The sequence below is a fragment of the Citrobacter europaeus genome (assembly GCA_020099315.1).
Taxonomy (GTDB): domain Bacteria; phylum Pseudomonadota; class Gammaproteobacteria; order Enterobacterales; family Enterobacteriaceae; genus Citrobacter; species Citrobacter europaeus.
In genome coordinates, this window is the sequence record CP083650.1 from 2,846,533 (window position 1) to 2,858,799 (window position 12,267).

A 12,267-nucleotide genomic window follows, 5' to 3' on the forward strand; every position below is an offset into this window, starting at 1 on the left:
AGAAACATTGAGCACCTGTACGGGACGGATACTATTCCCGGCTCACAAAAACATCCATTTATATCGATAGTTTGACGTATTATAGATACTTTATCTTACTTATATGACAAAAACAGTCATTAACACCAATTCAGTTTAATGCTAAGACAAGGCGGTGTTAATGATTTGTATAGATAAATTCCACATAGCTGTTACCACGCTAACTCCACAGCATAAATTTACGAACAAAAAAGTGCAGTTCGTTAGAATTACGTAAATTATATTTTCGCGCAATAGCGATTGTTATCGCCTGGAAAAACTTAACGTCAATTCTTGCTAATTTAGCAGCTTCGCTGACGCTATTTGCAGCCAGTAATAAATGAATAACATATATCTCTCGTCGGGTTAATGTCTTAAGTTGTCTGATGCTTAGTATTTTATCGATTACCTTACGGGAGTGATTTTTTTGTCCCCTGAAGATACATAAACGCCACTTGTAGAAATCATCTGTCATTTCCAAATCTACTAGTGTTCCAAGTAACCGGGAGAGCCATAATCCCCGTGAGATAGTAATTATTCTAGTATCTGTACAGACTGATTCAATTGCACGATAAAGCGCATCCAGTGTAGGAAATGAATCTACATCGCAGAAACACAATATTTTCTCTGTAAAACTCGCTTGCATCAAAGCGTCTATAGAACAACGAAGGTAAGTATCCTGAGTAAAAACAATATATTTTTGTTGCAGCAAACCAATAACTCCTGTCGTTTTCTAATTCCTGAATTTCCGTTCAGGAATCGATACTGTAGATGAGAAATCTTGTAATGTATTTACTTTTAAAATGACACCTTCATTATAATCGGCATGCACAATGTCAGTTATTTATACTAATAAAAAATTAATTTATAGATGTTTTGGCCATAAAGATATCTGGCAGCACAGTCTGTAAAATATAAAATACAAAAAATCCACCATCGTTTCAGTAGATCATACTGTGTTGTTAAGATCAGATCCTGACCGAACTATTGGGAAAATAGTAAATATTGCTTCAAAGGAAGAGATATTTGCTATATCGAAGACAGGAATGAAAAATAGATAACGGGAGGGTTGATAAGAAAGTTCACTGGGTCTACGAGGATACTGATATCGGGTTAAGCCGATAATGAAACTGCCAGCAATCTATACTTAAGCTGCAAACATGAGCACATAAGCCGGGCAATTAAGAATATGTTTCAAGAAGTTGATATACAACGAACGTCTGAGTATAAACCTCTATTAATCAGCTCGTTGTATTGGATATCCAGCAACAAACAATTATGATTAGACTATTTCTAACCAGTGTGGTTAAGCTTGTTGAAGGCCATTCAAATCGTTAAGCATCCGCTTGAGACATTTGATTTTATTCTTATCGCGAACTGACTGTGAAAGCTTACTGAGTTGAAAAAACGTTTTGTCACCAAACCCGTCAATGACTTTGAAGCGATACTCCTGACGCTCGCTGTCCCAGGCGTAAACAATGTTTTTACAATGCAGAGAGTTAATAATGACTCTGGTGCTGACAAACCATGCTAAAAAAGCATTCAGCTTCTGTAATTTACTGTCATCGAGTTCTTTTTTCACGGCGAGCTGATAAAGAGTTTGCGCAATATTGCCATGTTCATCGCACTCCTTCACAGTGATCTGCCCTACTCCTTTGTTTGTTTCAACAAGACCTTCGATCTTTTGCATATAAAGCGAGTCAGTTTGATGGTTAGGCTTGCACTCTTTGAGATCGCGGAAGACTTCACGTAATTTGCTTTTATAGTTAGCTATATCTGAAATAACGATTTTGATCAGCAGCTTGCTATCCTGAGGATGCTGAAAGACGTATCGGTCGTTACCTCTTGCCAGCAAGTCTTCATCTGTCAATACAAGCTCTTGTTTCATAATAGTTTTTGACTCTTACCCTAAGGAAAATGAATTCGCCTCAACTAACCTGCGTCAGTGAGTTCTGCCAGTTAAAACTATTATGTATCCATGTATTTCAATGGTAGTTAAACGAGATGTGTATTCACCCAGTTCATTTTTCTAATTGCCGCTATCACATCTTCATTACGCCGAATCCATTTGCTATCTGATGGTACTGCACACGAACTGAAGTAAATGAATCTTCTGGCAACCAGGGAGACGGGTAAATCTGTTTTGAACTCCCCGTCAAATAATATAGATAAAAAAAAGCGCGTCTGTCGACGCGCTCTTTACTTTTAGCTTGCTGCCAGTTATTTCAGGTATTCACCGCTGCGCAGCGCTTCAATACGTTTATCCAACGGAGGGTGAGTCATAAACAGCTCACTCAGTGATTTGGATTTACCGTTGATGCAGAACGCCATCATGCTGGTCGCTTCCTGCGGCTCATAGCTGGTTTTCAGACGCTGCAGCGCGGCGATCATTTTCTCACGCCCCACCAGTTTTGCTGAACCGGCATCCGCATGGAATTCACGGTGACGTGAGAACCACATGGTAATAATGCTCGCCAGAATACCAAATACCAGCTCCAGCACCGTCGCCACTGCAAAGTAAATCAACGGGTTGCCGTTACTGCTCTCACCTTCATCGCGGTTTCCGCCCATAAAGCCAGCGGCAATTTGCGCCAGAATACGTGAGATAAAGATAACGAAGGTGTTCACCACCCCTTGAATGAGCGTCATGGTAACCATATCGCCATTGGCAATGTGGCTGATCTCGTGCGCGATGACGGCTTCGGCTTCATCCGGGCTCATGTTTTGCAACAGGCCAGTACTCACAGCCACCAGCGAAGCATCCCGGCGCGCACCGGTAGCAAACGCGTTAATATCTGGCGCATGGTAGATTGCGACCTGTGGCATGGCGATCCCGGCCTGACGAGCCTGATTCGCTACCGTATTCATCAGCCAGCGTTCCCTTTCATTGCGGGGCTGTTCGATTACTTCCCCACCAACGGACTTTAACGCCATCCACTTGGACATCAGCAGCGAAATGAAGGAACCACCAAAACCAAACAGCAGTGCCATGATCAACAAGCCTTGAACGCTGCTTGACTGAATCCCTGTCAGGCTCAATACCAGCCCGAAAACGACCATCACAGCCAGGTTCGTCAGCAGGAAGAGCGCGATTCGCATCATAATTTTCTTTTAACCTCAATTTAACAAAACGCACTATGCGATTACCCATATCGTATGGGTCTTATGGCTATTTTCAAGCATCCATAGGTGCTAAGTCACCAGAAAGACACAACTTTACATTTTATCGTATCAGACTGACGTCTTCATGCGTTTGTTAAAAAAACAGGCACAATTTCTTGTGCCTGTTTAAGGTTATTTACCGGTTGCGGGCTGTTCCGCTGGCTTTTCTTTTTCAAGATGCGCCAGGTCGAGCGCAATTTTTACCGTTTCATCCAGGTACGGATCGGGTTCCTGGTAATCCTTCGGCAGATCGTCCAGTTTCTTCAGCAGCGGTTTGCCTTCGCGCTTAAACCGATCGTTGATACGCGCCAGACGCATTGCGTCATCTTCGTTATTCTCTTTCTCACGCTGAGCGTAATTGAGAGATGCGATGTTGCGTTTATCCTTCAGCGCATTGAAACGCGCAATGTCCTTCATGATGTACTGGAACTCAGGATCGTTGGCAATACGCGCATTGTGCTCTTTCAGCAATTCAGGCCCAAACGGCGTCAGGTTATCTGATTTGGTGTAGGTCGCAGCATCAATGCTATCCCACGGCAGCGCGTTGTCTTCAAACTTCTCACCGGTTTCAGTTTCTTCATTGCCTGTCGGCATGATGATGTCCGGCGTAACGCCTTTACGCTGCGTACTGCCACCGTTTACACGGTAGAATTTCTGGATCGTATACTGAACAGAACCGAGCGCCGGCCATTCCGGACGCAGCATCTGATCGTAAATACGGTTCAGGGAGCGATACTGCTGTACGGTGCCTTTCCCGAAGGTTGGTTCACCAACGATTAGCGCACGACCATAATCCTGCATTGCCGCGGCAAAAATCTCTGATGCCGAAGCACTGAAGCGATCGACTAACACCACCAGCGGGCCTTTGTAGTACACAACGCCGTCGGTATCGCTGTCCTCACGCACTTTACCGTTATTGTCACGAACCTGAACCACCGGGCCAGAAGGAATGAACAGACCGGAAAGTGAAACGGCTTCGGTTAGCGCGCCACCGCCGTTGGTGCGCAGATCGATAATGATGCTGCTGACGTTCTGTTTTTCCAGCTTCTGCAACTGAACTTTGACATCATCCGTCAGGCCAACATAGAAGCCAGGGATATCCAGTACGCCAACTTTTTCTTTGCCAACGGTTTTCACGGACATTTTCACGGCGCGGTCTTCGAGGCGAATACGTTCACGCGTTAACGTTACGGTGCGCGTCTTGGTACCTTTACCAGCGGGCAGGATTTCAAGGCGAACTTTGCTGCCCTTAGGTCCTTTGATCAGCGCCACGACGTCATCAAGACGCCAGCCAATCACGTCAACCATACCTTTTCCGGTCTGGCCCACGCCGACAATACGGTCGCCAACGCTTATCGCTTTGCTCTTGGCTGCCGGGCCACCCGCTACCATGGAGTTAATGACGGTATAGTCATCATCCATTTGCAAAACCGCGCCAATACCTTCCAGAGACAGGCTCATTTCAGTATTGAACTGTTCGGTATTGCGTGGAGACAGATAGTTAGTATGCGGGTCGATTTCACGGGCGAAAGCCGTCATCGCCAGAGAGAACACATCTTCGCTATTGGTCTGCGCCAGACGGCGAATCGCAAACTTGTAGCGACGCGTCAGCGTTTCACGAATTTCCGCATCGGTTTTACCGGTCAGCTTCAGGCTGAGTTCGTCAAATTTAACCTTGCCGTCCCACAGCGCGTTAAGCTCTGCTTCGCTTTTCGGCCATGGGGCTTTGCTCCGGTCGAGGTTAAAGGTGTCGGTACCGGTGAAATCCATTGGACGAGCCAGTACGCTTAATGCGTACTGATAACGCTCAAATCGACGTTTTTGCGCCAGATTATAGAGATCGTAAAAGACATCCAGTTTACCGGTACGCAGTTCATCGCCGAGGACCGTTTTCTTTTTTGCATACTGTTCGATATCGCTCGCCAGCAGCACGTTGTGGCTGTAGTCGAGCAGATTCAAATAGCGGTCAAAAATTTTTGCCGAAAACGCCTGATCCAGGTCGAACTGGCGATAGTGTGAACGCGTAAAACGCGATGTCACACGTTCGCTTACCGTCGCATGCTGGGTTTCTTCCTTTAATACGGGGATTTGATCGGCACGCGTGATATCTTCTACAGCAAGTGCCTGGCCTGCTAATGCAAGCAGACCAGCTAACGCAGTAAGCCTAAAAAAAGTGTTCATGCCAGGCCTGGCCTCCGTTTCAGAACACCAGGTGTTCTGCGCGTACAATCAAAGACATACCCGAATTCAGCTGTACACGGACGCCATCTTTGGTGATTTCTAATACGGTGGCATCCATCGCATTATTACCTGCTTTCACCTTCAGAGATTGCCCTACCGTCAGTACTGAAATATCAGATACCGGGGTATGCTGTTCTTCACGAGGAGCACGCGGTGCTTTTGCTGCTGGTTTTTCAGCGCGAGGTTTACGCTCAGCGCCTTCTTTACGACGCGGAGCAGGACGCGGCTTACGCTCACGACGCGGTGCGTCTTCTTTTTCACCGGCAGCAGCGGCCGCTTCGCGTTTTTTCGCCTGTTGCTCTGCACGTTGCGCCTGAACGCGGGCTTTAGCTTCTTCGAGCTGTTTGCGGGCATGTTCAACGTGCTGCTCATCCAGCTCACCACAAGGGTTGCCGTCAAGATCGACACGCGTTGCGCCCAATTTTACGCCATACAGATAGCGCCAGCTTGAAGTATAGAGACGTAAGGCAGAGCGGAGCTGCGTCTTGCTGAGGTTCATTTCGCCCTCAACACGCTCTACCAGATCCTGAAAAATGCCAATTTTCAGTGGGCGCGCTTCGCCTTCCGCACTAAAACACTGCGGGAAGCGTTCGGCCAGAAACGCAATGACTTCTTTACTGCTATTCAACTTAGGTTGATTTTCCATGAAATTTCCTGATTACAACGGACGTAGCCAACAAGCGCAGGCATGAACAGGCGACATTATAATGACGTCATCAGTAATTGCTACGTTATCCGTTGATTATCCTGCGACGCGCGCAAAGAATTTTTTGTAATCCGTCGTTGCAAGCACGGTTTCAAGCGCTGCCACCAGCGTTCGCAGCCCCTGTTCATCCTCTTCACTGAAGCGGCCAAACGCCGTGCTATCGATATCAAGCACGCCGATCATCTGATTTTCGACGGTGATTGGCAGAACGATTTCTGCATTGCTGGCGGCATCGCATGCGATGTGCCCGTCAAAAGCATGAACGTCCTCAATGCGCTGCACCTGGTTCTGCGCTACTGCGGTACCACACACCCCGCGCCCTACCGGGATCCGCACACAGGCGATTTTTCCCTGGAAGGGTCCAAGCACCAGCGTATCGTTTTCGAGTAGATAAAAACCGGCCCAGTTTACTTCTGCAAGACGCTCGTACAACAACGCGCTGGTATTCGCCAGCGTTGCCAGAAAACTGGTTTCACCTGCCATTAATGCCTGAAAATCACGGTTTAGATCCGTGTATAGCTCTATTTTGTTCATTATTTAATCACTTGGTTGTCTTACCTAAAACTGCAGCCTACTAAAATAAACATTAAATGCGTTAATGCTCAAGATCATTCCCGTCATGAGTTAAGATAACATTACTTCAACAATTTGATTCGCGATACATGGCCTTAACGACACCACGCATCACGCCGACTAAAAAAATAGCCATCAGGTCCATTGGTGATGCAATTCCTCGTGCGCATTACCATCGCTGCCCTGAATGTGACCTGATCTTTAGCTTGCCTAAAATGCGTTCGCACCAAAGTGCATTTTGCCCACGCTGTCAGGCAAAAATTCGTGACGGACGCGACTGGTCATTAACACGGCTGGCGGCAATGGCTTTCACCATGCTGCTGCTGATGCCCTTTGCCTGGGGAGAACCACTCCTGCACATCTATTTATTAGGTGTGCGCATTGACGCCAATGTGCTGCAAGGTATCTGGCAAATGACCCGACAAGGTGACCCACTCACCGCATCTTTCGTACTGTTTTGCGTTGCCGGGGCACCAATCATTCTGGTTACCTCAATCGCTTATCTATGGTTCGGCAATATTCTTGGCATGAACCTGCGCCCGGTGCTGCTGATGCTGGAAAGACTCAAAGAATGGGTGATGCTTGATATCTATCTGGTTGGTATTGGCGTCGCATCAATCAAAGTTCAGGACTATGCTTTTTTGCAACCTGGTGTGGGGCTGTTTGCTTTTATTGCGCTGGTGATCCTGAGCATTTTGACGCTGTCGCATCTTAACGTTGAGCAGCTTTGGGACCGTTTCTACCCGCAAAGACCGGCTCGTCGGCCCGATGAAAAGCTCCGCGTCTGCCTCGGCTGCCATTTTACAGGTTATCCGGACGCCCGCGGTCGCTGCCCTCGCTGCCATATCCCATTGCGCTGGCGCAGAAATCAAAGTATCCAAAAGTGTTGGGCTGCTCTGCTGGCCTCAGTAGTCCTGCTTTTGCCTGCTAATCTGCTGCCCATCTCGGTAATTTATGTCAACGGCGGCCGACAGGAAGATACGATCCTGTCAGGCATAATGTCACTGGCGAACAGCAACATCGGCGTGGCGGCGATCGTTTTTATCGCCAGTATTCTGGTGCCATTCACCAAAGTGATTGTGATGTTTACGTTGCTCATCAGCATCCATTTTAAATGTGAGCAAGGATTGCGTACCCGCATCAAACTGCTGCGTATAGTGACCTGGATTGGTCGCTGGTCGATGCTGGATCTGTTTGTTATCGCTTTAACCATGTCGCTGATTAATCGCGATCAGATACTTGCTTTTACTATGGGACCGGCTGCGTTTTATTTCGGCGCAGCGGTAATATTGACTATTCTTGCTGTGGAATGGCTGGACAGCCGCTTACTTTGGGATGCACATGAGTCAGGAAACGCCCGCTTCGCAGACTGAAGCGCAGATTAAAACTAAACGCCGTATTTCTCCGTTCTGGCTGCTGCCGTTCATCGCGCTGATGATTGCAGGATGGCTTATCTGGGGAAGCTATGAAGATCGCGGTAATACCGTAACCATTGACTTTATGTCTGCGGACGGCATTGTTCCGGGCCGTACTCCCGTTCGTTATCAGGGCGTTGAAGTGGGCACGGTGCAGGATATCAACCTCAGCAAAGATCTGCGCAAAATTGAAGTCCGCGTCAGCATCAAATCGACCATGAAAGATGCTCTGCGCAAAGATACCCAGTTCTGGCTGGTCACGCCAAAAGCGTCACTGGCCGGGGTTTCTGGTCTGGATGCGTTGGTTGGCGGCAACTATATCGGCATGATGCCCGGAACCGGCGAGCCGGAAGATCATTTCGTCGCCCTCGATACGCAACCTAAATATCGCCTGGATAATGGCGATTTGATGCTGCATCTGCGGGCCCCTGACCTCGGATCGCTCAATAGCGGTTCGCTGGTTTATTTCCGTAAGATTCCGGTGGGTCGGGTGTATGACTACACCATCAACCCAAATCATCAGGGCGTAACCATCGACGTGCTGATCGAACGTCGCTTTACTAATCTGGTGAAAAAAGGCAGCCGTTTCTGGAACGTGTCCGGCGTAAATGCCGATGTCAGCCTCAGCGGAGCGAAGATCAAGCTCGAGAGTCTGGCGGCGCTGGTCAATGGAGCCATTGCTTTTGATTCGCCTGAAGACTCAAAACCCGCGGTGGCCGATGACACGTTTGGTTTATATCAGGATCTCGCGCATAGCCAGCGCGGGGTGATCGTCAAACTTGATTTACCCAGCGGCGACGGACTCAAGGCTGGTTCAACGTCGCTGATGTATCAAGGATTAGAAGTCGGTCAACTGACCAAACTGGATTTAAATCCAGGCGGTAAAGTCACCGGCGAAATGACGGTTGATCCCAGTGTCGTAACGCTGCTGCGTGACAACACGCGGATTGAATTACACAGCCCTAAATTGTCGTTAAGCGATGCAAATATCAGTTCGCTACTGACGGGGAAAACTTTCGAGCTGGTACCCGGCGAGGGAGAGCCGCGTAGCCAGTTTGCCGTGATCCCCGCTGAGAAGTCTTTATTGCACGATCCGGGCGTCATGACGTTTACGCTGACCGCGCCGGAGAGTTACGGTATTGATGCTGGCCAGCCGCTGATTCTCCACGGCGTACAGGTCGGTCAGGTGATTGAGCGCACGCTTTCCAGCAAAGGCGTCTCATTTACCGTTGCCGTTGAACCACAGCATCGTGCCCTGGTGCAAGGTGACAGTAAGTTCGTGGTCAACAGCCGTGTGGATGTCAAAGTAGGGCTTGATGGCGTTGAATTCCTTGGCGCCAGCGCCAGTGAGTGGCTCAGCGGCGGCATTCGCATTTTACCCGGTACCAAAGGTGAAATGAAAAAAAGCTACCCGCTGTATGCTAACCTGGAAAAAGCGATTGAAAACAGCCTGAGCGATCTGCCGACCACCACGGTCAGCCTGAGCGCCGAAACGTTACCTGATGTGCAGGCTGGTTCGGTGGTGCTCTATCGCAAATTCGAAGTCGGTGAAGTGATCAGCGTTCGTCCACGCGCCGATGCATTTGATATCGATCTGCATATCAAACCGGAATATCGCAATCTGTTGACCAGCAACAGCGTATTCTGGGCCGAAGGCGGGGCAAAGGTTCAGCTTAACGGCAGCGGTTTGACCGTACAGGCATCTCCCCTTTCGCGGGCGCTTAAGGGCGCGATTAGCTTCGATAACCTGAGCGGCGCCAGCGCCAGCCAACGCAAAGGCGACAAGCGTATTCTGTATGCTTCCGAAACCGCCGCGCGCGCAGTGGGCGGCCAGATTACCCTGCACGCGTTCGACGCTGGTAAACTCGCTGCCGGCATGCCAATTCGCTACCTGGGAATCGATATCGGCCAGATCCAGACGCTTGAGCTGATCACCGCCCGTAACGAAGTTCAGGCAAAAGCGGTTCTGTATCCGGAATACGTGCAAAACTTTGCCCGAAGCGGTACCCGTTTCTCCGTGATCACACCGCAAATTTCGGCGGCAGGCGTAGAGCATCTGGATACGATCTTACAGCCGTATATTAACGTTGAACCAGGACGCGGTAACCCGCGCCGTGATTTTGAGCTGCAGGAAGCCACTATCACCGACTCTCGTTACCTCGATGGTTTGAGCATTGTGGTGGAAGCGCCGGAAGCAGGTTCGCTGAATATCGGTACGCCAGTCCTGTTCAGAGGCATTGAAGTGGGTACCGTCACCGGGTTGACGCTGGGCTCGCTTTCTGACCGCGTGATGGTTGCCATGCGCATTAGCCAGCGCTATCAGCATCTGGTGCGCAACAACTCCGTGTTCTGGCTGGCATCCGGATACAATCTCGACTTTGGTTTGACTGGCGGCGTTGTGAAGACCGGTACCTTCAATCAGTTCATCCGCGGTGGTATCGCCTTCGCTACGCCGCCGGGTACGCCACTGGCCCCGAAAGCGCAGGCCGGTAAACACTTCCTGCTACTCGAAAGCGAACCAAAAGAGTGGCGTGAATGGGGCACCGCCCTGCCACGTTAATGTATCCACTGCTCCGGCGCGAGTACGTACGCCGGAGCAGTTATGCTACACTGCGCACCTGTTTTTTTGCCGGTGGTACCAAGTGGCTTATTTTCCCGACGCCTTTCTGACGCAAATGCGTGAAGCAATGCCTTCCACGCTCTCATTCGATGATTTTCTCGCTGCCTGCCAGCGCCCGCTGCGCCGCAGTATCCGCGTCAATACGCTGAAAATCTCCGTTGTTGACTTCCTCACTCTGACTGCGCCTTACAACTGGTCACTCACTCCAATTCCCTGGTGTGCAGAAGGCTTCTGGATCGAACGCGATGATGAGGAGTCAGTGCCTCTTGGCAGCACCGCGGAACATTTGAGCGGTCTGTTTTATATTCAGGAAGCCAGCTCGATGCTGCCGGTCGCCGCGCTGTTTGCCGAAGGCAATACCCCGGAACGCGTAATGGATGTTGCGGCTGCCCCCGGCTCCAAAACCACACAAATTGCTGCGAAAATGAATAATCAGGGCACGATTCTGGCGAATGAGTTTTCCGCCAGTCGTGTCAAAGTCTTGCACGCCAACATCAGCCGTTGCGGGATAGCCAATGTCGCGCTCACCCATTTTGACGGACGGGTATTTGGCGCAGCATTACCAGAAGCCTTCGATGCCATTTTGCTGGACGCCCCATGTTCCGGTGAAGGCGTGGTGCGTAAAGACCCCGATGCGCTAAAAAACTGGTCGCCAGAAAGTAATCTGCAAATCGCCGAGACCCAGCGCGAACTGCTCGACAGCGCCTTTCATGCCCTGCGTCCCGGTGGCACGATGGTTTACTCGACCTGCACGCTGAATCGTGACGAAAATGAAAACATCATGCAATGGTTGATTGAGTCCTACCCGGATGCCGTCGAGTTTTTACCGTTGGGCGATTTATTCCCGGAGGCCGAACGCGCCCTGACGCCGGAAGGATTCCTGCATGTATTCCCGCAGATCTACGATTGTGAAGGTTTCTTCGTTGCGCGTTTGCGCAAAACGGCCTCCATTCCTGCGTTACCCGCGCCGAAATACAAAGTCGGTAACTTCCCGTTCACTCCGCTAAAAGGACGTGAATCTGCCCTTATCACTGAGGCTGCTAACGCCTGTGGATTGCAGTGGGAAGATAGTCTGCGCCTGTGGCAGCGTGATAAAGAAATTTGGCTGTTTCCAACCGAGATTGAACCCCTGATTGGCAAAGTTCGTTTTTCCCGACTCGGTGTCAAACTGGCTGAAACGCACAATAAAGGATACCGCTGGCAGCATGAGGCCGTAATTGCTCTTGCCAACCCAAATCACAGCCATGCGTTTGAACTGACCCTTGCCGAAGCCGAAGAGTGGTACCGTGGCCGGGATATCTACCCACAAACCGCGCCGACCACCGATGATGTACTGGTTACGTTCCAGCATCAGCCGCTCGGCCTGGCAAAGCGTATTGGTTCGCGATTAAAGAATAGCTATCCACGCGATCTTGTCCGGGATGGCAAACTCTTTACAGGATAACGCACGTTTTTACTGGCGCTTTTGCTAACGTTGGCTACGCTGAAAAATGGACGCCCTAACTGGTCGTACCACAACCAGCAAATAAACG

The 12,267-nt window shown here is 49.7% G+C and carries 9 protein-coding genes; 3 read left to right on the forward strand and 6 right to left on the reverse strand.

Features of this window, described 5'->3' with window-relative positions:
• Nucleotides 1-199 precede the first annotated feature (199 nt).
• The 6 genes from LA337_13495 to LA337_13520 all read right to left on the reverse strand — a co-directional run bounded on the left by LA337_13495 (nucleotide 200) and on the right by LA337_13520 (nucleotide 6,661).
• Entirely contained in the window at nucleotides 200-730 is a 531-nt protein-coding gene (locus LA337_13495) for a hypothetical protein (protein ID UBI14208.1), read from the reverse strand.
• 594 nt (nucleotides 731-1,324) lie between these two features.
• Nucleotides 1,325-1,906: a PhoP regulatory network YrbL family protein gene (locus tag LA337_13500; GenBank protein ID UBI14209.1), complete on the reverse strand. Its 582-nt coding sequence runs from the start codon at nucleotides 1,904-1,906 to the stop codon at nucleotides 1,325-1,327.
• Nucleotides 1,907-2,238: 332 nt separating this feature from the next.
• Nucleotides 2,239-3,120: a protease HtpX gene (gene htpX, locus LA337_13505; protein UBI14210.1), complete on the reverse strand. Its 882-nt coding sequence runs from the start codon at nucleotides 3,118-3,120 to the stop codon at nucleotides 2,239-2,241.
• 192 nt (nucleotides 3,121-3,312) lie between these two features.
• Nucleotides 3,313-5,361, reverse strand: coding sequence for a carboxy terminal-processing peptidase (gene prc / locus LA337_13510; protein UBI14211.1), 2,049 nt, complete (start codon nucleotides 5,359-5,361; stop codon nucleotides 3,313-3,315).
• 19 nt (nucleotides 5,362-5,380) lie between these two features.
• On the reverse strand, nucleotides 5,381-6,067 hold the full coding sequence (proQ, locus tag LA337_13515; protein ID UBI14212.1) for an RNA chaperone ProQ: 687 nt from the start codon (nucleotides 6,065-6,067) through the stop codon (nucleotides 5,381-5,383).
• 96 nt (nucleotides 6,068-6,163) lie between these two features.
• Nucleotides 6,164-6,661 (reverse strand): GAF domain-containing protein, encoded by a 498-nt coding sequence (locus LA337_13520; protein ID UBI14213.1) that lies wholly within the window; start codon nucleotides 6,659-6,661, stop codon nucleotides 6,164-6,166.
• A gap of 128 nt (nucleotides 6,662-6,789) precedes the next feature.
• Between LA337_13520 and yebS the strand changes: the two genes are divergently transcribed.
• The 3 genes from yebS (at nucleotide 6,790) to rsmF (ending at nucleotide 12,179) form a co-directional block, all read left to right on the forward strand.
• Entirely contained in the window at nucleotides 6,790-8,073 is a 1,284-nt protein-coding gene (gene yebS / locus LA337_13525; protein UBI14214.1) for a membrane integrity lipid transport subunit YebS, read from the forward strand.
• Nucleotides 8,042-10,675, forward strand: a complete 2,634-nt coding sequence (locus LA337_13530) for an MlaD family protein (GenBank protein ID UBI14215.1) — start codon at nucleotides 8,042-8,044, stop codon at nucleotides 10,673-10,675. The genes yebS and LA337_13530 overlap by 32 nt, the downstream gene beginning before the upstream one ends.
• Nucleotides 10,676-10,757: 82 nt before the next feature.
• A complete protein-coding gene (rsmF, locus tag LA337_13535) occupies nucleotides 10,758-12,179 on the forward strand; it encodes a 16S rRNA (cytosine(1407)-C(5))-methyltransferase RsmF (protein ID UBI14216.1) in 1,422 nt (473 codons plus the stop codon).
• Nucleotides 12,180-12,267 lie beyond the last annotated feature (88 nt).